Origin of the sequence: Actinomadura chokoriensis (assembly GCF_039529475.1) — a bacterium.
GTDB lineage: Bacteria > Actinomycetota > Actinomycetes > Streptosporangiales > Streptosporangiaceae > Spirillospora > Spirillospora bangladeshensis.
On record NZ_BAAAMW010000019.1, the window covers coordinates 1 to 20,602 of the forward strand.

Below are 20,602 nucleotides of genomic sequence, written 5' to 3' on the forward strand. Positions count from 1 at the left end.
GCCAGGTCGTTCCAGATGATGACCATCGCGATGCAGCGGGCCAGCCCGACGATGATCAGGCCGGTGCGGTACTCGGGCAGGTCCGGCAGGAAGATCCAGGCCAGCGCGAACATCACCGCCGGGCCGATCACCCAGTTGAGCAGCAGTGAGGTCAGCATGAGGCGGCGGTCGCCGGTGACGGTGTCGAGCCGGTCGTAGCGGACCTTGGCCAGCACCGGGTACATCATCACCAGCAGGCCGAGGGCGATCGGCAGTGAGATCCCGCCGGCCTCGACCTCGGCCAGCGCGTCGTCCAGTCCGGGAACGGCGCGTCCCAGCCCGAGGCCGAGCACCATCGCCGCGATGATCCACACCGGCAGGAACCGGTCGAGCATCGACAGCCCGGCCACCACCCCCGACTCCTGCGGACGTGTGGCGGCGCCGGCGTCCTGCGTGCTGGTCACGTGCACGGCCTCTTCCGCCGGAGGGTCTGGGCCTCGCGGGCGGCGGCCGCCAACTCACCGAGTTCGGAAGCCAGGTGCTCCAACGCCTCGGGACGCAGCTGGTAGTAGGTGAACCGCCCGCAGGGCTCGGTGTCCACCAGCCCGGCCTCGCGCAGCGCCCGCAGGTGGTTGGAGATGTTGGTCTGCTTGGCCCCGGTCTCCTCAACGAGATGGCAGGTGCACAACGCCTCGACAGCCAGCAGCGACACGATCCGCGCACGGAGCGGATCGGCCAGCAACCTCAACACATCAGCCTGTACGGACATCACGCGCGAATGATACAAGACAGCTCAGGGAGCCACCGTGGTCAGCCCCCGGACCGGCCGTGACTCCCCCGGACGGCTACCCCCCGGCGTTCACCATCGCGATCGGCATCCGCATCGCACTGAGCCACGTCACGCCGGCAGACCGGGCGCGCTCCAGCGTGTGATGGTCACGCCGACTGGCACTACGCGGCAACTTTCCAGGATGACGACCGTGGCGGACGCGCGAGCGGTCAAAGGCCGGCTCAGCGCGGCACAGGCCGGTTACACAATCGCGTCCGCCGCCTGAGGGACCGGAGTTCCCCGCCGGTGGAGTCATATGGGGAGGGCAGGGCAAGTAACGCAACGTGACCGAGCGGCAGCATCAGTGCCTCGAAACCGCCGACCTCGCCGGTGACGGCTCGGGCGGTCCGGACGCATGACGGTCCTCCGGAGCGGCGGCTACGTCCGGCTGCGCGACTACGCGGTGATCGGGGACGGGCGGACCGCCGCGCTGGTCGCCGCCGACGGGTCCGTGGACTGGCTGGGAACACCGGACCTGGACTCTCCGTCGGTGTTCGCCGCCGTCCTGGACCCCGCCCGGGGCGGCTGCTTCCTGCTGGAGCCGACGGAGCCCTTCACGGTCGCGCGCCGCTACCTGCCGGGGACGAACGTCCTGGAGACCACGTTCACCACCGGACGCGGCAGTGTGCGGGTCACCGACGCGCTGACCCTGGAGGGCGGCGGGACGCTGGGGCCGATGCGGGAGCTGCAGCGGCGCCTCGACGGGGTGGCCGGGACCGTGCCGTTGCGCTGGAGCGTGCGGCCGCGGTTCGGTTACGGCGGCCGCCGTCCACGGGTCAGGTGGCGCGCCGGTGTGCCGGTGGTGGCGTCCGGCGCGGACGCGCTGGCGGTCTGCGGCTGGGACGCGGGTGAGCCGGAGTGCGCCGACGGGGCGATCAGCGGGCGCCTCGAACTCGGGCGGGGACGGAGCGCCCTGCTGGCCCTGGCCTTCGCGCACCAGGAACCGCTCGTCCTGCCGACCCGGTCCGAATGCGACGCGCGCATGGAGCACACCGTCGCGGCCTGGCAGGGCTGGGCGCGGGAACGCGCGTACGAGGGCAGGTGGCGGGACGCCGTGCTGCGCAGCGCGCTGGCGCTCAAACTGCTGATCTTCGCGCCCTCCGGGGCGATCGCCGCCGCGGTGACGACGTCGCTGCCAGAACACGTCGGGGGCGAACGCAACTGGGACTACCGCTTCTCCTGGGTCCGCGACTCGGTCTTCACCCTCCACGCGCTGCTGCGGCTGGGCTGCTCCGCCGATGCGCACGCCTACTTCTGGTGGCTCATGCACGCCACCCAGCTCACGCATCCGCGGCTGCGCGTCCTCTACCGGCTGGACGGCGGCGGCCGCACCCCGGAACGCACATCGCCCCTGCGGGGGTACCGAGATTCCGCGCCGGTGCGGATCGGCAACGCGGCGGGCGCCCAGGTCCAGCTGGACACCTACGGTGAGCTGCTGCAGACCGGCTGGCTCTACGCCCGCGCCACCGGACGGCTGGACGCCGACCTCGCCCGGCGGCTGGCCGAGCTGGCCGACTTCGTCTGCGACGCCTGGCGGTGGACGGACTCGGGCATCTGGGAGGTCCGCAGCGCTCCCCTGCACTTCACGCATTCGAAGATGATGTGCTGGGTGGCGCTCGACCGGGCCATCGACCTGTGCGAGCGCGGGCTGATCCCAGGCCGCGGTTCGGACCGCTGGCGGCGCGGCCGCGCCCAGATCCGCGACTTCGTCGAGACGCGCTGCTTCTCTCCCGGCCGCGGCTGCTACACGCGTTCCGCCGGAGGCTCGGAGCTGGACGCCGCCGTCCTGCTCGGCCTCCTGCACGGCTACGCGCGACCCGATGATCCCCGGATGCGCGCCACGGTGGACGCCGTGGGCCGGGAGCTGCGGCACGGCCCGTTCGTCGACCGGTACTCCGGCGAGGACGGGCTGTCCGGCACCGAAGGCGCGTTCCTGGCCTGCTCCTTCTGGCTGGCCGAGTGCCTCGCCCTGACCGGGCGCCTCGACCAGGCCGTCGCGCTGATGGACGACCTGGTCGGGCTGGCCAACGACGTCGGCCTGTACGCCGAGGAGATCGACCCGGGCACCGGCGCCTTCCTGGGCAACCTGCCCCAGGGGCTGAGCCACCTGGCGTTGATCAATGCCGCGTGCGCCATCTCCTCGGCCGCCGGGGAGGCGGCAGCGTGAACGCGTGGGGAACCGCCGCGGGCGCCTTCGCCGGGACGCTGGTACTGACCACCGTCCTGCGGGCCGCCGGCGAGTTCAAGCTGACCCGGATGGACCTGCCGTTCCTGCTCGGCACCGCCGTGACCGCGAACCGGGCCCGCGCCAAGGCGATCGGCTATCTCATGCACTTCGCCAACGGCGAGTTGTTCGCGTTCGTCTACTACGCCGTCTTCCTCGCCATCGGCCACGCCGGCTGGTGGCTCGGGGCGCTCTTCGGTCTGGTGCACGGCACGTTCGCCGGCACGGCGCTGGTGAACATCCTGCTGCCGCTGGTGCACCCGCGGATGGGCAGCCCGCTGACCAGCGCTCCCAAGGTCGCCCTGCTGGAACCTCCGGGCTTCCTCATGCTCAACTACGGGCCGAGCACGCCCCTGGTCACCGTCCTAGCCCATGCGGGCTTCGGCGCCATCGTAGGAGGCTTCACCGCACTCACACCCCACGGATAACCCAACTCACCGCCGCCCAGACGGGCATCGGCGAGCAGCGGACGCCCCGCAAGAACTGGGTGGGCGATACTGGGTTCGAACCAGTGACCTCTTCGGTGTGAACGAAGCGCTCTCCCACTGAGCTAATCGCCCCCGGTGTTCCGACGTCGGAAACTCTAGCGCATGTTGGGGGGTGGTCGCGCGCGGTCAGGGGGTCGGGTGGCGGTGGTGCCAGGCGAGGAAGACGGCGGTGCCGGTCACGGCCCAGGCGGCCAGGGTGAGGAACGGCTGGGGCTGCTGGTGGTCGTGGTAGTAGATGGCCGTGTGCTGGGCGTTGACGGAGGCTCCGGGTGGGAGCCAGCGGCCGACCAGGCCGAGGGGGGACGGGAGGAGGGGCCAGGAGACGGCGCCGCCGGAGGACGGGTTGCCGATCACGACCATGAGGCCCCAGGTGGGGATCATGGCCCAGCGGCCGAAGAGGGCGTTGAACATCGTGAAGACCATGCCGGTGGTGAACATGGTGAGGGATGAGATCGCCCACGACTCGGTGAAGGGGAGGTCCAGGACGCCTAGGAGGTGGTCGACCACCGCGCAGATGGTGAAGCCGCCGAGCATGGCGTAGGCGGCGGTGAAGGCTATGCGGGGGACGGGGGCGAGGTCGGCGTGGACGTTGAGTTGGATGGCGCCGACGAAGCCGACGATGACGGCGGCGAGGGAGATGTAGAAGATGGCGAGGCCCTGCGGGTCGGTGGGCTGCAGGGGCTTGATGTCGCGGACCTGGACGGGGACGCCGGCGGCGGTGCCCGCGGCGGGGGCCGCCTGGGCCAGCAGGCGGGCGACGGAGGCGCCGGACGCGGCGGCGATGTCGAGTGTGACGCCCTGGCCCTGGAGGGCGACGATCGCGAAGGCGCGCTGTTCCTCGACGGCTTCGCGGGCCTCGGCGTAGGTGCCGTACTGGCGGACGTCCAGGGACGACTTCAGGCGCTGGTCGAGGGCGTGCAGGAAGGCGGCGGAGTCGCCCTGGCCCGTCACGGCCAAGGGCAGGTGGCGGGGCTCCGGGTTGGCCATGGCGTAGCTGTAGGAGCCGGCGAACATGCCCGCGGCGATGCTGAGGATGAACAGCAGGATGGTGGCCGGAAGATACGGAGACGTACGGAAGGCCGCCCACCGGTCACGGATGCTGTCCACATGGTCACGTTAGGTGACCGCGTGGGTCAGGTCCAGAAGGTGGGGTCTTCGATCTTCCAGGGGAAGGTCAGGCCGTAGACGGCCAGGTAGCCGGCCACGGCGGCGGCCAGGAGGACCGTGGTGACCCCGCCGAGGATGGTGTTGCGGCGGCGCTTGCGGGGGTCGAAGGCCTTCTCCTTGGCGCGGTCGGCGGCGGTCTTGGCGCGGTGCAGGGCGCGCTGGGCCCAGGCGAACTCCGTGGCGAGGATCGCGAGGCCGATGACGATGCCGAGCAGGCCCGGTCCGGGGGTGATCATCATGACGAGGCCGCCGATGAGGACGGTCGCGCCGACGGCGAAGACGCCCGCGCGCCAGGCGGTGTTCAGCAGCGGGTTGCGCCGCACGCGGGCGCGGAAGCGGTGGAACAGGCCGGGTTCCTCCGGAGGCGGGGCGACCTTTTCATCATTGATTGCCACGGATTTACCTTAAGCCAGGTGTCATGGTCACGGCGACGCCGGACGGGGCGCGCCGCACCCGGGACAGATCCACGCAAGATCGGCCTTTGCGCAGGTCAGGAGTAGGTTTTGCTACGGTGAGATGGGTCACAGGCGCCGGGGGCGGCGGAATGTTCGGCCGGGATAAGGCAGTTAGGCGTCATAGATCGCGGGGATGTCCGTGAGAGGGAGTAACCGCCCGACCGGAGCACCCCGCGAGCCAGCGGGACCGACGTAAGAGGGAATGGCCATGAACAGCAGTACCACCGTCTCAGCGCAGCTGGGCCTTCGTCTCGTCGTCCCCGACCGCACGACCGTCCCCCTGCTCGCCGGGCTCGAGTACGCGGCCGACGACCCGTACGCGATCCGGATGGCCTTCTACGTGGGCGACGACGAGCCCGTGGAGTGGATCTTCGCCAGGGAGCTCCTCACGGTCGGCATCGTGCGCAGGGTCGGGGACGGGGACGTCGAGGTCTGGCCCGCCGACGACGACGGCTCGCTCAACATCGCGCTGTCGTCCCCGTTCGGGGACGCGCTGTTCGAGGTGCCGCTGTCGCCGCTCGCCGACTTCCTGCACCGGACGTACCAGGCGGTGCCCGCGGGCGAAGAGAGCGAGTTCATCGACATCGACGCCGAGCTGGAGAACCTGCTCTGGCCGTCCTAGCCGGACAGGCGGGCGATGTGGCGCATCTTGTTCATCGCGTCCAGGGCGGCGACCTTGTAGGACTCGGCGAGCGTCGGGTAGTTGAACACGGCGTTGACCAGGTAGTCGACGGTGCCGCCGCAGCCCATGACCGTCTGCCCGATGTGGACGAGCTCGGTGGCGCCGGTGCCGAAGACGTGGACGCCGAGGAGCCGCCGGTCCTCGGGTGAGACCAGGAGCTTCAGCATCCCGTAGGAGTCGCCGATGATCTGGCCGCGGGCCAGCTCGCGGTAGCGGGAGACGCCCACCTCGAACGGGACCTTGGCCTCGGTGAGGGCGTCCTCGGTGCGGCCGACGAAGCTGATCTCGGGGATCGTGTAGATGCCGATGGGCTGCGTCTCGTTGATCTCCGAGACGGGCTCGCCGCAGGCGTGGTGCGCGGCGAGGCGGCCCTGCTCCATGGAGGTGGCGGCGAGGGACGGGAAGCCGATCACGTCGCCGACCGCGTAGATGTGCGGGACCTCGGTGCGGTAGTCGGCGTCGACCTTGATCCGGCCGCGGTGGTCGGCGGCGAGGCCGGCGGCGTCCAGGCACAGGTCGTCGGTCATGCCCTGCCGCCCGGCCGAGTACATGACGGTGTCGGCGGGGATGCGCTTGCCGCTCTCCAGGACGGTGATCGCCCCGTTCGGCATCCGCTCGACGGACGCGACGGCCTCGCGGAACCGGAACGTGACGGCGAGGTCGCGCAGATGGTACTTGAGCGCCTCGACGATCTCCAGGTCGCAGAAGTCCAGCATGCGCTCGCGGCGCTCGACGACGGTGACCTTGGTGCCGAGCGCGGCGAACATCGAGGCGTACTCGATGCCGATGACGCCGGCGCCGACGACGACCATGGTCTCCGGGATGCGGTCCATGTTGATGATGCCGTCGGAGTCGATGATCGTCCGGTCGTCGAAGGCGACGGTGTCGGGCCGGGCGGGGCGGGTGCCGGTGGCGATCACGATGCGGTCGGCGGTGACCTTCTGCTCCCGGTCGCCGGTGCCGGTGATCCCGATCGCGTTGGGCTCCAGGAACCGCCCGGTGCCCGCCAGCACGGTGACGCGGTTGCGGGCGAGCTGGCTGCGGACGACGTCGGTCTCCCGGCCGATGACGTGCTGGGTGCGCATCCCGAGGTCGGCGACGGTGATGTCGTCCTTGACCCGGTAGCTCTGCCCGTAGAGCTCGCGCTGGTTGAGGCCCGTCAGGTACAGGACGGCCTCGCGCATCGTCTTGGACGGGATCGTCCCGGTGTTGATGCAGACGCCGCCGATCATGTCGCGGCGGTCGACGATGCCCACCTTGCGGCCGAGCTTGGCGGCGGCGATGGCCGCGCGCTGCCCGCCGGGGCCGGATCCGAGCACGAGGAGGTCGAAGTCGTTCACGCCCTCCAGTCTGGCGGTACGTCCCGGTCCCGTTAAAGGCTTTCGCCGGACGGATCATGAACCGTCCGGTTCAGGACGGGGACCAGGCCCGCGATCAGGGCGTCCAGGCCGGCCTTGACGCGGTCGAGCGGCATGCCCCGCGTCCGCCGCTGGTAGAGGAACAGGTTCGCGGCGAGCGGCGCGAGGAGCGCGTCGGCGAGGTAGGCGGTGTCCGCGCCGGGGCGCATCCGGCCGAGGAGCATGGCCAGGTGCATGTGGTAGAGCCCGTACGAGCCGTCCCGGAAGCGGGCGTCCGGCGGCCCCGACTCGGCCATGACCAGCAGTTCGGCCTGCGCCTCGGTGCGGTCGGCGAGCGCGTGCAGGAAGGCGCGCAGGCGCTCGGGCGCGGGCGCGCCGGGCCCGAGCGGCGGCGGCCCGTGGATGAACGCGTCCTGGAAGGCGCGCTCGCGGTCGTCGATCACCGCGTAGACGAGCCGGGCGCGGTCGCCGAAGCGCCGGTAGACGGTGCCGACGCCGACGCCGGCGGCCCGCGCGACCTCGTCCATGGAGACGGCCTCGGGGCCGTGCCGGGCGATCAGGTCGGCGGCGGCGCGCACGATGCGGCGCCGGTTGAGCGCGGCGTCGGCGCGCTCGGGGGTCGGGCCTCCGACGACGCGCAGCTCCCGCATCGGGTCCCCTTTCGGCACAGACGGCAGCGTAACGGTCGTTGTATCCGGAGGATACTCCGGTTAAGCTCGCTAATCGGAAACTTTTCCGTTTAACCCGGAGGACGGGATGAGCGCACAGCTTGAGGGACGGACGGCCCTGGTCACGGGCGGCGGGCGCGGCATCGGCGCCGCGATCGCCCTGCGCCTCGCACGGGACGGCGCGGACGTCGCGGTGACGTACCTGCGGGCCCCGGAGCGGGCCGCGGCGGTGGTCCGCGAGATCGAGGCGGCGGGCCGGCGCGGGCTGGCGATCGCCGCGGACGCGGCCGACCCGGCCGCCTCGGCGGCGGCCGTGGACCGCGTCGCCGCCGAGTTCGGACGGCTCGACATCCTGGTCAACAACGCCGGGATCGCGCCGAACGGGCCGCTGGAGGACGTTACGGCCGAGGAGCTGGACCTGACGATCGACGTGCACGTCCGGGCGGCGTTCGTGGCGGCGCAGGCCGCGGCCCGCCACCTCGGACCCGGCGGGCGGATCGTCAACATCGGCAGCAGCCTGGCCGAGCGCGTCCCGTACCCGGGGTGGACGCTGTACGCGATGAGCAAGTCCGCGCTGACCGGCCTCACGCGCGGCCTCGCCCGCGACCTCGGGCCGCGCGGGATCACCGCGAACGTGGTGCAGCCCGGCTCCACCGACACCGAGATGAACCCGGCCGACTCCCCCGACGCCGAGTTCGAGCGGGGTTTCACGGCGCTCGGCCGGTACGCGCGGGCCGAGGAGATCGCCGCGATGGTCGCGCATCTGGCGGGTCCGGGAGGCGACTTCGTCACGGGTGCGGCGATCGCGGTCGACGGGGGGTACGCGGCCTGATGGCGTGGGTCTTCCTGCTGATCGCGTCGCTGATGGAGCTGGTGTGGGCGACGGCGCTGAAGGAGTCGGACGGCCTGTCCAAGCCGTGGCCGACGGCCATCGGCCTCACAATCGCGCTGCTCAGCGTGGTCGTGCTGTCGCTGTCGCTGCGCACCCTGCCGGTCGGCACCGCCTACGCGGTCTTCACCGGCCTCGGCGCGCTCGGCGTCGCCGTGGTCGGCATGATCGTGTTCGACGAGAGCACCTCCCCCGCCCGCGTGGGGTTCCTGGCGCTGATCATCGTCGGCGTCGTGGGCCTGCAGTTCGCCGAGAACTCTTAGCCCCGGCGAAGATCGGGCAGAGTGAGGGCATGGCCAGGGAGATGCTCGGGATCGACATCGGCGGTTCGGGGATCAAGGGGGCGCCGGTCGATCTGTCCGACGGCGGGTTCGCGCGGGAGCGGTTCCGGATCGAGACGCCGCGGCCGGCCCGGCCGAAGCCGGTCGCGAAGGTCATCGCCCAGATCGTGGACCACTTCGGCTGGGACGGCCCGGTGGGCGTCACCTACCCCGGCGTGGTGATCGACGGTGTGGCGATGTCGGCGGCGAACGTGTCCAAGCGCTGGCTCGGGGTGGACGCGGCGTCGCTGTTCGCGGACGCCACCGGCCGGGAGATCACGCTGCTCAACGACGCGGACGCGGCCGGGGTCGCGGAGATGCGCCTCGGCGCCGGACGCGGCCGGCGCGGCACCGTCGTCGTGCTGACGCTCGGCACCGGCATCGGCAGCGCGCTGTTCACCGACGGGGTCCTCGTCCCGAACACCGAGTTCGGGCACATCCAGATCAACGGGCGGGACGCCGAACTGCGCGCGTCCGCCAAGGCGCGCACCGAGGAGGGCCTCGGCTGGCACCGGTGGGCGCGGCGGCTCGGCGAGTACATGGCGCACCTGGAGGCGCTGATCTCCCCGTCGCTGATCATCGTGGGCGGCGGGGTGAGCCGCAAGTCCGCGCAGTTCCTGCCGCTGATCGAGGGGGTGCGCGCGGAGATCGTCCCGGCGCGGCTGGTGAACAACGCGGGGATCGTCGGGGCGGCGATGGCGGCGGCCGCCGCGCATCCGGCGGAGACCGCCGCGCCGGCGCCGCACCGGGTCCGGGCGTCCGGGGCGACCGGCGGGGCGCAGGCCGAGCGCGGCACCGCCGAAGCCGCCCGCTGAGACCGCCCGCCGAGACCGCCCGCCGACGCGCCGTCGGACGCCGCTACGAGGTCCTGAACCGCACGGTCGCGATCTCCCGGGGCCGCAGCGCCAGCGCGGCCGTCCCGGCGTGGACGTCGAGCGGGATGCCGGGGCGCCCGCGCAGGTCGACGCGGACGGCCTCGGTGAAGTCCCCGCGCAGGACGGCCGTGGTCGGCTCGGTGCACTGGGCGACCATGCGGGTCTCGGTCCAGCCGTCGCGGGCCCGCAGCGAGGTCATGACCACGCCGTCCCCGGTGATGGCGATGCCCTCCCGGGACGCCGGCGGGACGGCGGACGCGTGCCCGTAACCGGCGGCGGTGAGCAGGTCGTGCCGGTACGCCTCGGCCGCCCGGAGGACGTCGCCGCCGGGCCGTTCGCCGTCGTAGGGCAGGACGGCCATCCCGACCGCCCGCTCGCCGCGGCACTGCGCGCCCGGGGTGGGGAGCTGCGGCCCGGCGGGCTGGTCCCGGTAGGCGTTGCGGTCCCGGGACAGGTGGCCGACGGCGCGCAGCAGGGTGAGGGCCATCTCCCGCCCGGCGCCGGTGATCTCGTACTCGGTCGCGTGCTCCAGCAGGACCGCGATGCCGCCCGCGGCGACGAACCCGGACGCCGGATACGTCGGCACGGGGCGCTCCCCGAAGCCGCCCTCGGCCGTCAGCCCGCGCTCGGTGATCGCGAACTGGCCCTCCGCGAACGAGGAGTCCGCCCGGCGCGGCAGGGACAGGTGCAGCCGGACGCGGTGGTCGTCGCAGCGGTTGTCGAACGCGGCGCGCAGCCGCAGGAACGGCTCGCCGGCGCGCAGTTCGGCGCGGACGGTGACGGTCACGTCCTCCTCGGCCGCGGAGCGGGCGTCGCGCTCCAGGTCGCCGCCGCGGGGCCACCGGTAGGTGCGGATGATGTCGAAAGCGGCGACGAGCGGGCCGTCCGACACGCGTTCGACCTCCACGGTCAGCGGGTCGCCGACGATCCGGTCGTCGGCGGGCGGCGCGTAGTTGTAGGTGTCGCCCAGGTCGCCGCCGTCCACGATCCGCCCGACGCCCTCGATGACGCGGCCGGACGGGGTGCGCAGCCCGAGCGTGCCGTCGGCGTGCACCTCCGCGCGCAGCAGCCCGTTGTCGAGGACGCTCCCCTCCAGCGCCACCGGGCCCTCCTCGGGCCCCGGGGCCGGCACCGGGCGCAGGGTGGTCAGGCCGAGCGGCGGCACGTCGACCAGCGCGGCGACGGTGCGGCGCGGGTCGGCCAGGATCCGGACGCGCCACGCCCCCTCCGCGCCGCGCAGCGCCTCCCGCACCTCGCCGAGGTCGAACGGGACGTCCGCGCGGGACGTCACGCGGAAGGTGAGCGTGCGCTCGTCCCGCGACACCGACCAGTCGCGGATCTCCTGCCCGTACAGCACCCGCCCGTACACCCGCTCCAGCAGGACCGGCAGCTCGGAGGCCGGGTGGACGGCGTCGTCCAGCACCGTCGGCGCGATCTCGATCGTCTGCACGGGCACCGGCCACCCGTCCCCGGTCACCAGCCCCGGCTCCCCTTCGCACGGGATGTCCAGGGTGACCAGGCCGGTGCGGCGGTCCGGGGTCGGGTTGAACACCAGGTGCGAGCCGAGCGGGACGGACGCGGCCCGCTCGGCGGTGACGAGGTCGCAGACGGCGCGGCCGAGCTGGTCGGCCTCGGCCATGTGCGCGGCGACCTGCTCGGCGGTCTCGTCGCAGCCGCAGCCGGTGACCGAGTCGTGGCAGCTCGCCTCGATGAGCCGCCGCCACGCCAGGTCGAGGAACGCCTGCGCGTCGCCCGCGTACCAGAGCGCGGTCAGCGGCTCGGCGTACCGCTCGACGCGCCGCTCGGCGAGCCCCATCAGCTGCTTGAGCCGGACGCGGGCGGAGATCACGCCCGGCAGGATGTTGGCGCGGGCGTGCGAGCGCAGCTCGCCGCGGACGTGCGGCAGCCCGTCGAGGGCGGTCCTCTCCCCCGCGAAGAAGCCGGCGAGCGTGTCCAGCCGCATGCCTGGGCCGGCGGCGGCGATCCGGTCGGCGAGGTCGGCGGCCGGCGCGGTGTGGTCGGCGCCGTACATGGCCAGCAGCGGGCCGCCGTGCGGGGACCAGCGGCCCATCGCCTCGGCGAACCCGGCGATCCGGCCGGGCGGCGGCGACGGGCCGTCCCCGGACTCCTCGAACATCGAAGCGGCGTTGCCGTAGCCGCCCTCGGGCAGGTAGCGGGTGCGGATGGCCGTCCCGTCGGGCGCCTCCCACCCGAACGCGCAGGACCGGACCCGGTCCGGGACGCCCCGCCACACGCACGCGTGCTCGATCCCGGCGAGCCGCAGGATCTGCGGCATCTGCGCGCAGTGCCCGAACTGGTCGGGCAGGTAGCCGACCATCATCGCGGCGCCCAGCTCCCGCGCGCCCCGCATGCCGAGCTCCAGGTTCCGGACGATGTTCTCCCCCGAGCACAGGAACTCGTCGTGGAGGATCTGCCAGGGCCCGACCGCGAGCCGGCCCTCTCGGACGAGGGCGGCGACCCTCTCGCGGCGTTCGGGGCGGATCTCCAGGTAGTCCTCGACCGCCGCCATCTGCCCGTCCAGCGTGAAGCGCCACCGCGGATCGGCCTCCATCCGGTCGACGACGGCGTCGAGCAGCGACACCAGCCGCAGCCGGAAGCGCTGGAACGGCAGGTACCACTCACGGTCCCAGTGGGTGTGCGGCACGACGACGATCTCGGCGCCCGCCGCCCGCTCGGCGTTCTCTACCCGCACAGTGCGATCACCTCGTTCTCGTGGCTCTCCAGGCGGTGCATGCCCTGACGCTCCGCCGGTATCCGGACCCGGTCGCCGCGGACGGCGGTGCGCCGCCCGTCCGGCCCGACGAGCACGGTCCCGTCGCCGCCGACCGCGACCAGCTCGCCCTCGACGCGCAGCAGGACGGGCGCGTCCCGTCCGGCGGACACGGCCGTCCGCCCGGCGACCAGGCCGCCGAGCACGTCGTCGACCTCCGCGAGCACCCAGGTGCAGGGCTCGCCGAGGGCCTTGAGCTGAGCCGGGTCGTGGAAGTCGCTGCCGCCGAGGGGGACGAGCCCGCCGGGCCGCCACAGCTCGGCCCAGGCGAGCGGGGCGCCCCAGCGCCGGTCCCACCAGGACGAATGCCAGATCTCGGCGAACCGCGGCCGCCATTCGGGCGGCAGTGGACGGCGCCAGGCGCCGTCGCCGCTCAGCGGGTGGTTGATCGACATCAGCCCGCCGCGCGCGACGGCGAACGACGCCCAGTCGGCGCTCGGCCGCCGGAAGTCGACCCAGCCGGTGCCGCCGAACACGTTCGCGTGCCCGAGGTCGGTGGTGACCTCCTGGCCGGGCAGCAGCACGACGCCTGCGTGCGCCCCGGCCGCGGGCAGCTCGGCGTGGTGGCTGACCGTGTTGTGATCGGTCACCGCGAGGTAGTCCAGCCCTTGCGAGGCGGCCAGGCACGCCAGCTCATGGACGGTGAGCGTTCCGTCGCTGTGGACGGTGTGGGAGTGCAGATCGCCCGCGAGCCAGCGCATGCCGTCGGGTGCAGGCAACTCACGGAGCGGAGGACGTTCCGGCCGTGGAGGCGGGGTCTCGTCCGGTCGCGGTGGTGTCGATGTCGACGTGGTCACCGTGACCTCATACGGGACGCCGTCGGGCGGTATGCGGTGGAGCCCGAGCCAGACGTGCCATGTGCCGGGTTCCAGTTCCCCTGGCAGATATCCAGGGGTCGCCCAGCCCGCGCTTACCGTGTACTGGCTGCGCGCCCCACCCGACCAGCCGCGGAACCCGCCCGGGCCATGGCAGCCCAAGTCGATGACGCCGCCCTCATGGGACAGCTCGACCGTGACCGATGCCGTGCCCGGCGGGACGTCGAACGGGAGTTCGCGAAGCCCCTGTTCGAGCCGGTCCTCCAGACTCCAGCGCCCCCGGTGCACCGCCATCCGCGTCTCCCGTCCTCGCCCGGCGGAGCCGCCGGGCTCCGGCCTTCGCCTACGGAGACCTGCCCGCCGGACGTCCGGGGCTACCCCGCGAGTTCGGGGTCAGCGGGCTGCTCCGGGGTCAGCGGGCCCCTCCGGGGTCAGCGGGCCGCTCCGGGGGCCGCTCGCCGGGTCACGGGTCCATGAGTTCGGCGGAGCGGGCCGCGAACGCCTCCATGGCCTTCGCCGTGACGGGGCCGGGAGCGGCCGGCAGGACCGTCCCGTCCACGGCCCGGATCGGCTGGACGTCCCGCGTCGTGGACGTCAGGAACGCCTCGTCCGCGCGGTACAGGTCGTCCAGCGCGAGGTCCTCCTCCTCGCCGCCGAACCACTCCAGCGCCAGCGCGCGCGTCACCCCCGCCAGGCAGCCGGACGACAGCGGCGGCGTCACGAGCCGGCCGCCGAGCACGACGAAGACGTTGCTGCCCGTCCCCTCGCACAGGTTCCCCGCGGTGTTGGCGAAGATCGCCTCGCCGCCGCCGCGCTCCTTGGCGTAGGCGAGCGCCAGGGCGTTCTCCGCGTACGACGTCGTCTTGAGGCCGGACAGGGCGCCGCGCTCGTTGCGCGGCCACGGCACGACCGTCACGTCCGCCGTCGGCGGGAACGGGTCCTGCGGCCCGACGATGATCGACACCGTCGGCCCCTCGGCGCCGCGTGCCGACCCCAGCGGGCCCGGGCCGCTCGTGTAGGTGATGCGGATGCGGGCCAGCGGCCACTTCGGCGCCGCCGCCAGCACCTCCAGGGTGCCCTGCGCGAGGACGTCGTGGTCGGGCTCCGGCAGGCCGAGGCCCGCCGCCGAACGGGCCAGCCGGCGCAGATGCCGGGTCAGCGCGAACGGCACCCCGTTCGTCGCCTTCACCGTCTCGAAGATCCCGTCCCCGACCAGCATGCCGTGGTCGAAGACCGACACCGTCGCCCGCTCCGGGTCGACCAGTTGCCCGTTCAGCCAGATCCTGGCCTGCGCCGTCACCGGAAGCCACCTTCCCACTCGCCGAGCCGGCACCCGACTCGGTCCCGCGCCGCTCGCGGGGCGGCGGGAGCACCGCGGCCACCCGCCCGACGCCCACAGTACGGCGCACCGGGCGGGCTGTTCGAGTTCTTCCGCATCATCGGCCCGCTCGCCCCCGTCGAAGCGGGACGAAACGCCGCGCCGGTCAGGCCAGGACGCAGCCGAACGCATCCGCCAGCCCGGCCAGCCCCGTCTCCGTCACCACCAGCGACCGCCGGGCCGGCCCCCGCTCGAACCAGCCCAGCTCGATCATCCGGCCGGTCAGCGCAGCCCCCAGCGCCCCGTTCAGGTGCGGGCGCCGCTCCGTCCAGTCGAGGCACTGCCAGGCGAACCGGCGCCGGGCCCGGCGCAGCGCCGGAACGTCCAGGCCCAGCGCGGCCAGGCGCTCCTCGCCCTTCTCCGTCACCTCGAACGCGGTCCCGCCGTCCGGCTCGATCAGGCCGCCGTCCACCAGCGCCGCGAACAACGCCACACCCGCCGCCCCCGCCAGATGGTCGTAGCACGTCCGCGCCTCGTGCAGCCGCCGCGCGTCCCGCGACTGCCGCAGGCTCCGCACCTCCACCGGCGGGCTCATCCGCGACAGCGACTCGATGAGATCGGCGACGTCCCGGTCCCGCAGCCGGTAGTACCGGTGCCGGCCCTGCTTCACCACCGTCACGAACCCGCCGTCCAGCAGCCGCCCCAGATGAGCGCTCGCGGTCTGCGCGCTCACCCCCGCCGTCCGCGCCAGCTCCCCCGCCGCGAGCGGCCGCCCGTCCAGCAGCGCCGTCAGCATCGCCGCGCGCGCCCGATCCGCCAGCAGCGCCGCGACCGGCGCGAAATCCGCGCTCACGCCATGTTCCGAGCCCATGCCACGACCCTAAGCGCCCGATCCTTCGACGCCCCTCGAACCATCCCGGTGCGACCCGCCCCGAAACCCGGTTTGGGGAACGGCCCCCGACACGCTAAAGTCTTCCTCATCGCCGCAAGGCGCACGCGGAAGTGGCTCAGGGGTAGAGCATCACCTTGCCAAGGTGAGGGTCGCGGGTTCAAATCCCGTCTTCCGCTCTGAGGGGCCTTTCAGGCTATGAACCAGAAGGTCTCATTCTGGTGGAGTGGCCGAGAGGCGAGGCAACGGCCTGCAAAGCCGTGTACACGGGTTCAAATCCCGTCTCCACCTCAACGCCGTACCTCCCCCCGGAGGCGACGGAAACGGGCGATTAGCTCAGTGGGAGAGCGCTACCTTGACACGGTAGAGGCCACTGGTTCAATCCCAGTATCGCCCACGGGTCGGGCTCTGGTGCTCGCCGCCTTCGGGCGGCTTCACCGGGGCCCGCACTGTTTTCCCGGGGGTGCCCCCGGACCCATCGTGCGGAACCGGTCGATGATGCCCTCGCTCATGTCGGTGCTGACGGCGACGGCGGTGGCGCCGGCCGAGTAGCCCGCGCCCATCAGGATGATGCCGGGGACGACGTAGTCGATGTAGGCGACCCCGCCGGTGTCCAGCGCGCCGCCGAACCCGTAGTTGAACAGCAGGAGGACGACCAGCGGAAGCAGGATCGTCATGATCAGCGTCGAGCGGTTGCGCCTCGTGTGCTTCAGGACCCGGCCGACCATCGTCTGCAGGTCGTCGATCGCGTAGGTGATGGCGCTCATGGAATCGTCACCTGCGCGCTCTCGCCGCCGTCGCTCGGGACCTGCAGGGTCAGTTTCCCGTGATCGGCGGTGCCGCCCTCCACGGCCTCCGCCGCGGCCTCCAGTCGCGCCTGGTCGGCGAACTGGAGGCTGACGTGGCCGCCGGGGATCCGGCTCTTGAGCTCCCCGGGCGTCCCCTCGGCGACCAGCCCGCCCCGGTCGAGGACGCCGATCCGGTCGGCGAGGTGGTCGGCCTCCTCCAGCTGCTGCGTGGTGAGGAAGATGGTCGCGCCCTCCGCGACCAGCTCGCGGATGATCTCCCCCATGGTGCGCCTGCTGCGCGGATCCTTCTGTCATACCTGCCCGGTCAGGTGTCGCAGGCGATGCCGTCGCCGTCCCGGTCGAGGTCGTAGATGTCGCTCCCGACGACGCGGACCGGCCCGCTGACGTAGCCGGGGCCGTCCCCGCTGCCGCCCGCGCAGTCGACGTCGCTCGCGATCGGGACGCAGGCGCCGCTGTAGTTGGGATCGCAGGAGCGGGCGCGCTTGGTGCCGACGGCGATGACGCGGGCGACGGGCGCCCTCGTCACCTTCGCGCCGACCAGTTTCCGGGACGTTTCCGTACCGCCGGTGTAAGTGACCGTGTAAGTCAGGGTCCTGACGCCCGCGACGCCGCGCCTGCGCACCCTGGTCTTCCCGGCGGCGAGCGACGGATCGCTCACCTTGCGCGTCGTGTACGGGATCTTTCGCGTCTCGGTGACCGTGCGCTTCTCGACCGCGGGGGTGGTCGCGGACGGCGGTGCCGCGGCGGCCGAGGCGCTGGTCGGCGTGCCGCCGGGCGCGCTCGACGCCGCGACCCCGGCGGGCGGATCGACCTTCGCGTCGCAGGCCCCGAGCAGAAGCCCGCCGATCACTACCACCACAAAGGCGTTTTTCACGATTTCCCCCTTTTAGTGGAGGGAATCGTGCTCCCTGACGACCCGCCGGTCAATGCGGTACACAGGCCGCTTGCGGTCAGGGCGGGCCGTTCGAGGTCAGGACGCTCCGGCGCCCGTCAGAAGGGCGCGGTGCCGCTCCATCAGGTCGACGATCGGCCGGGCCGGGCGGCCGGTGAGGCGCTCGACGGTGTCGGTGAGGGGCTCGCCCCAGCCGGCCCGGAGGGCGACGCCGAAGGAGACGATCATGCCGCGGACGTCGTCGGGCACGCCCGCCTCGCGCAGGCCCGCCTCGAAGGACGCGTCGTCCACGCTCTGGTAGGCGACGGGCCGGCCGGAGACCTTGGCCGCCAGGGCGGTGATGTCGGCGAAGCTGAGCAGTTCCGGGCCGGTGACGTCGTAGGTCTCGCCCTCGTGGCCGGACGAGGTCAGGACCGCGGCGGCGACGGCGGCGCAGTCGTCGCGGTGGACGAAGGCGCCGCGGGCGTGGTCGGTGTTGTCGACCAGCATCCCCCGCGCGATCGCCGGCGGCAGGATCTGCGTGACCGGCGTCTCCGCGTACAGGCCGTTGCGCAGGTAGGTGACGTCGAGGCCGGACGCCTCCAGCAGCTCGTGGGTGCGCAGGTGGTCGGGGACGACCGTGGACGGGCAGGCCGGGTCGACCATGATGTAGGAGGTGTAGACGATGTGCCGCACGCCCGCCGCCTTCGCCGCGTTGACGGCGTTCTCGTGCTGGGTGACGCGGTGGCCGAGCTCGTGCAGGCTGATCAGCAGCAGCCGCTCGCCGCCCTCGAACGCGGCGGGCAGCGACTCCGGGCGGTCGTAGTCGCCGTAGCGGACGGTCACGCCCCGGTCCGCGAAATCGGCCAGTGCGCCGACATTCCTGCTGACGAGGATCAGGTCATCGGGCGACACCTTTTCCAGCACGTATTCGGCGGTCGCGCGGGCGAGCTGCCCCGAGGCGCTGGCTATGACGATCCTCATCACGTTCCTCTATCAGTTGATTACGGAAAGCGAATTGCCGGGCCGGTGTCCCGTTAAACTAAACTACCGATCCTTGCCCGCGCCAGGAGCTTGGAGGTCCACCGACGTGTCACCGCCCGAGGCTTCGCGACCGCTCGTCGACGCCGCGCATCCGTCGTCCGCGCGGGTCTACGATTACCTGCTCGGCGGAAAGGACAACTTCGCCGCCGACCGGATCGCCGCGGGCAAGATCGAGGAGGCTTTTCCCGCCATCCGCGTGGGCGCCCAGGAGAACCGCAGGTTCCTGCTGCGCGGTGTCCGGTTTCTTGCCGCGGAGGCCGGAATACGGCAATTCCTCGACATCGGCACGGGCATTCCGACGTCACCGAACGTGCACGAGGTCGTCCAGGGCATCACGCCGGAGGCGCGCATCGCCTACGTCGACAACGACCCGATCGTGCTGGCGCACGCGCGGGCGCTGATGGTGTCCGATCCGCGGGGGAAGGTCGGGTACCTGGACGCCGACATCCGCGAGCCGGAGGCCATCGTCGGCAGCCGGCTCGTCCGCGAGGTGCTCGACTTCGACGAGCCGATCGCCCTGCTGCTGAGCGCCATCCTGCACTTCATCCCCGACGACCAGGGGCCGGAGGAGATCGTCCGGACGTTCGTCGGGGCCCTGCCGCCCGGCAGCTACGTGCTCGCCACCCATGTGACGCCGGAGCACGAGCCGCGGCTGCGGCCCGCGTCGGCCGGGTACCGGGACGACGGCGTCCGCACCCGGCCCCGGACCGCCGCCGAGTTCGAGCGGCTCGTCTTCACCGGCCTCGACCTCGTCGAGCCGGGCGTGGTCCTGGTGTCGCAGTGGCGGCGCGACCCCGATGAGCCGCCCGCGCCCGGCCCGGCGGAGGTGTCCGCGTACGGCGGGCTGGCCGCCGTACGCGGCGCGTGACGCGGGCCCGGCGCGCGGCGCGGGCCCGGGCCGGGCTTCGGCGCGTCAGCTGACCTCGGCGTCGAACGCCTGGAGGGCCTCGGTCACCGGCTGGAAGAACGTGACGCCGCCGGTGCGGCAGTCGCCCGAGCCGCCGGAGGTGAGACCGAGGGCGGTGTCGCCGGCGAAGAGCGGGCCGCCGCTGTCGCCGGGCTCCGCGCAGACGTTCGTCTGGATCATGCCGGTGACGGTGCCCTCGGCGAAGTTGACCGTGGCGTTGGTGGCGAGGACGCGGCCGGTGTGGACGCCGGTGGTGCTGCCGCTGCGGGCGACGCGCTGCCCGACGACGGCCTCGCCCGCCTGGGTGATGTCCACCGCGCGGCCGTTGTAGAGGTTGACCGCCCCCTCGCCCGCGGCGCCCTGGTCGACCTGGACGAGCGCGAAGTCGTTGCCGGGGAAGCTGCTCTGCACGGTGCTGCCGAGGGGCTGCCCGCCCTGCGGGTCGGCCGTCCAGTCCCGCACCGCGTTGCCGCAGTGCCCGGCGGTGAGGAAGAAGTCCTGCTGCCCGCGCGTGACGTTGAAGCCCAGCGAGCAGCGGGCGCCCTGCCCGAAGATCGGGTCGCCGCCGAGGGCGAGGGTGCGCAGGCGGCCGGGGAAGCGCACCATCCGGACGGCCGTGCCCTGCTGCCGGGCGGTGCGCTGGACGGCGGCCATCCGGGCGCCGGTGACCGAGCCGTCCGTCCAGATGGTGACCTTCGAGGTGGCCGGGTCGACGGCCCAGCCGGTGCCGGGGATGTCGGCGAAGGAGCTGCGCAGCGCGGCGGTGACCCTGCGCAGTTCGGCGGGGCTCCGCCGCGTCGTCTTCGGGACGGCGCCCGCCGCGCGGACGGTCGCGGCGTCGGCCTCGTTGGTGACCGTGACGACGGGCCGTCCCGCGGAGTCGATGTAGGCGCCGGCCGTGCGGTCGCCGAGGCGGTCGGCGAGCCGGGCGGCGGTGGCGGCGGCCTGCCCGGTGACCTGCTCGGCCGCCGGTCCGGCGGGCTGCCGCCCGGCCTGCGCGTCGCCGACGAGGCCGGCCTGCCGGCCGCCCGCCGCGGCCCCGGAGCCGGACTCGGCATGGACCACGTACAGCGCGCCGGCGAGGAGCCCGGCGGATCCGGCGGCCGCCGCGGTCGTCGTGACCGCGGTGCGCAGCCGGCTGTTCCTCACGCTCATGAACCCTCCCGGGGGCGTCGATCTTCGCGTGGGGATACGCGCCCCGCCGGGGCGGAGTTCAATCGGGCC

At 73.0% G+C, this 20,602-nt stretch carries 22 protein-coding genes and 4 tRNA genes; 10 read left to right on the top strand and 16 right to left on the bottom strand.

All coding sequences use genetic code 11. The features are described from left to right. Both ABFX46_RS31290 and ABFX46_RS31295 read right to left on the bottom strand, forming a co-directional pair. On the bottom strand, positions 1–374 hold a 374-nt coding region (locus ABFX46_RS31290), incomplete at its 3' end, for an arsenic resistance protein (RefSeq protein WP_428831331.1). Positions 375–439: 65 nt separating this feature from the next. Then, a complete protein-coding gene (locus ABFX46_RS31295) occupies positions 440–727 on the bottom strand; it encodes an ArsR/SmtB family transcription factor (RefSeq protein ID WP_346047521.1) in 288 nt (95 codons plus the stop codon). A gap of 436 nt (positions 728–1,163) precedes the next feature. Between ABFX46_RS31295 and ABFX46_RS31300 the strand changes: the two genes are divergently transcribed. Both ABFX46_RS31300 and ABFX46_RS31305 read left to right on the top strand, forming a co-directional pair. After that, entirely contained in the window at positions 1,164–2,975 is a 1,812-nt protein-coding gene (locus ABFX46_RS31300) for a glycoside hydrolase family 15 protein (RefSeq protein WP_346047522.1), read from the top strand. Continuing rightward, positions 2,972–3,460, top strand: a complete 489-nt coding sequence (locus ABFX46_RS31305) for a hypothetical protein (protein WP_346047523.1) — start codon at positions 2,972–2,974, stop codon at positions 3,458–3,460. Before ABFX46_RS31300 ends, ABFX46_RS31305 begins: the two co-directional genes overlap by 4 nt. Before the next feature lie 60 nt (positions 3,461–3,520). Here ABFX46_RS31305 and ABFX46_RS31310 read toward each other — a convergent pair. From ABFX46_RS31310 to ABFX46_RS31320, 3 genes are all read right to left on the bottom strand, one after another. Next, positions 3,521–3,592: transfer RNA gene (locus tag ABFX46_RS31310), tRNA-Val, on the bottom strand. 54 nt (positions 3,593–3,646) lie between these two features. Beyond that, entirely contained in the window at positions 3,647–4,627 is a 981-nt protein-coding gene (locus tag ABFX46_RS31315; RefSeq protein ID WP_346047524.1) for an ABC-2 transporter permease, read from the bottom strand. A 26-nt stretch (positions 4,628–4,653) separates the two neighbouring features. Continuing rightward, complete coding sequence (locus tag ABFX46_RS31320) at positions 4,654–5,082, bottom strand: TIGR02611 family protein (RefSeq protein ID WP_163053337.1); 429 nt, start codon at positions 5,080–5,082, stop codon at positions 4,654–4,656. 268 nt (positions 5,083–5,350) lie between these two features. Here ABFX46_RS31320 and ABFX46_RS31325 point away from each other — a divergent pair, with 268 nt between their 5' ends. Beyond that, a complete protein-coding gene (locus ABFX46_RS31325; protein ID WP_131944314.1) occupies positions 5,351–5,764 on the top strand; it encodes an SsgA family sporulation/cell division regulator in 414 nt (137 codons plus the stop codon). On the opposite strand, the gene sthA is transcribed toward ABFX46_RS31325, so the two are convergent. After that, positions 5,761–7,164 carry a Si-specific NAD(P)(+) transhydrogenase gene (gene sthA, locus ABFX46_RS31330; RefSeq protein WP_346047525.1) on the bottom strand — a complete coding sequence of 468 codons (1,404 nt, stop codon included), beginning with the start codon at positions 7,162–7,164 and terminating at the stop codon, positions 5,761–5,763. The genes ABFX46_RS31325 and sthA overlap by 4 nt on opposite strands. Positions 7,165–7,196: 32 nt before the next feature. Further along, positions 7,197–7,850 carry a TetR/AcrR family transcriptional regulator gene (locus ABFX46_RS31335; protein WP_346047526.1) on the bottom strand — a complete coding sequence of 218 codons (654 nt, stop codon included), beginning with the start codon at positions 7,848–7,850 and terminating at the stop codon, positions 7,197–7,199. A gap of 88 nt (positions 7,851–7,938) precedes the next feature. On the opposite strand from ABFX46_RS31335, the gene ABFX46_RS31340 reads away from it, so the two are divergent. Genes ABFX46_RS31340 through ppgK form a run of 3 tightly spaced genes read left to right on the top strand, consistent with a single transcriptional unit; the run spans position 7,939 to position 9,874 of the window. Next, positions 7,939–8,682 carry an SDR family NAD(P)-dependent oxidoreductase gene (locus tag ABFX46_RS31340; RefSeq protein WP_346047527.1) on the top strand — a complete coding sequence of 248 codons (744 nt, stop codon included), beginning with the start codon at positions 7,939–7,941 and terminating at the stop codon, positions 8,680–8,682. After that, entirely contained in the window at positions 8,682–9,002 is a 321-nt protein-coding gene (locus tag ABFX46_RS31345) for a DMT family transporter (protein WP_346047528.1), read from the top strand. The genes ABFX46_RS31340 and ABFX46_RS31345 overlap by 1 nt, the downstream gene beginning before the upstream one ends. A 29-nt stretch (positions 9,003–9,031) precedes the next feature. Beyond that, positions 9,032–9,874 (top strand): polyphosphate--glucose phosphotransferase, encoded by an 843-nt coding sequence (ppgK, locus tag ABFX46_RS31350; protein ID WP_346047529.1) that lies wholly within the window; start codon positions 9,032–9,034, stop codon positions 9,872–9,874. Positions 9,875–9,917: 43 nt separating this feature from the next. On the opposite strand, the gene ABFX46_RS31355 is transcribed toward ppgK, so the two are convergent. The 4 genes from ABFX46_RS31355 to ABFX46_RS31370 form a co-directional block, all read right to left on the bottom strand. Continuing rightward, positions 9,918–12,647 (bottom strand): glycoside hydrolase family 38 N-terminal domain-containing protein, encoded by a 2,730-nt coding sequence (locus ABFX46_RS31355; RefSeq protein WP_346047530.1) that lies wholly within the window; start codon positions 12,645–12,647, stop codon positions 9,918–9,920. Continuing rightward, positions 12,638–13,834, bottom strand: a complete 1,197-nt coding sequence (locus tag ABFX46_RS31360; RefSeq protein ID WP_346047531.1) for a PHP domain-containing protein — start codon at positions 13,832–13,834, stop codon at positions 12,638–12,640. Before ABFX46_RS31360 ends, ABFX46_RS31355 begins: the two co-directional genes overlap by 10 nt. A gap of 169 nt (positions 13,835–14,003) precedes the next feature. Next, a complete protein-coding gene (locus ABFX46_RS31365; protein ID WP_346047532.1) occupies positions 14,004–14,840 on the bottom strand; it encodes an aminotransferase class IV in 837 nt (278 codons plus the stop codon). 184 nt (positions 14,841–15,024) lie between these two features. Next, positions 15,025–15,711 (bottom strand): ArsR/SmtB family transcription factor, encoded by a 687-nt coding sequence (locus ABFX46_RS31370; protein ID WP_346047533.1) that lies wholly within the window; start codon positions 15,709–15,711, stop codon positions 15,025–15,027. A 143-nt stretch (positions 15,712–15,854) separates the two neighbouring features. Here ABFX46_RS31370 and ABFX46_RS31375 point away from each other — a divergent pair. The 3 genes from ABFX46_RS31375 (at position 15,855) to ABFX46_RS31385 (ending at position 16,144) form a co-directional block, all read left to right on the top strand. Beyond that, positions 15,855–15,926 (top strand) — tRNA-Gly (locus tag ABFX46_RS31375). Positions 15,927–15,967: 41 nt separating this feature from the next. Further along, positions 15,968–16,038, top strand: a tRNA-Cys gene (locus ABFX46_RS31380). A gap of 34 nt (positions 16,039–16,072) precedes the next feature. Beyond that, a tRNA-Val gene (locus ABFX46_RS31385) sits at positions 16,073–16,144 on the top strand. A gap of 37 nt (positions 16,145–16,181) precedes the next feature. Here ABFX46_RS31385 and ABFX46_RS31390 read toward each other — a convergent pair. From ABFX46_RS31390 to ABFX46_RS31405, 4 genes are all read right to left on the bottom strand, one after another. Beyond that, positions 16,182–16,514 (bottom strand): ABC transporter permease, encoded by a 333-nt coding sequence (locus ABFX46_RS31390; protein ID WP_346047534.1) that lies wholly within the window; start codon positions 16,512–16,514, stop codon positions 16,182–16,184. Continuing rightward, a complete protein-coding gene (locus tag ABFX46_RS31395) occupies positions 16,511–16,819 on the bottom strand; it encodes a P-loop NTPase family protein (protein WP_346047535.1) in 309 nt (102 codons plus the stop codon). Before ABFX46_RS31395 ends, ABFX46_RS31390 begins: the two co-directional genes overlap by 4 nt. Positions 16,820–16,860: 41 nt before the next feature. Continuing rightward, positions 16,861–17,430 (bottom strand): G5 domain-containing protein, encoded by a 570-nt coding sequence (locus tag ABFX46_RS31400; protein WP_346047536.1) that lies wholly within the window; start codon positions 17,428–17,430, stop codon positions 16,861–16,863. Positions 17,431–17,526: 96 nt separating this feature from the next. Beyond that, complete coding sequence (locus ABFX46_RS31405; RefSeq protein WP_346047537.1) at positions 17,527–18,411, bottom strand: SDR family oxidoreductase; 885 nt, start codon at positions 18,409–18,411, stop codon at positions 17,527–17,529. A 106-nt stretch (positions 18,412–18,517) separates the two neighbouring features. Here ABFX46_RS31405 and ABFX46_RS31410 point away from each other — a divergent pair, with 106 nt between their 5' ends. Beyond that, the gene (locus tag ABFX46_RS31410; RefSeq protein WP_346047538.1) at positions 18,518–19,339 is read left to right on the top strand and encodes an SAM-dependent methyltransferase; all 822 of its coding nucleotides are present in this window, start codon (positions 18,518–18,520) and stop codon (positions 19,337–19,339) included. Between the two features lie 45 nt (positions 19,340–19,384). Here the strand turns inward: ABFX46_RS31410 and ABFX46_RS31415 are convergent, their stop codons facing one another. Then, positions 19,385–20,533, bottom strand: a complete 1,149-nt coding sequence (locus ABFX46_RS31415) for a S1 family peptidase (RefSeq protein ID WP_346047539.1) — start codon at positions 20,531–20,533, stop codon at positions 19,385–19,387. Between the last annotated feature and the right edge of the window lie 69 nt (positions 20,534–20,602).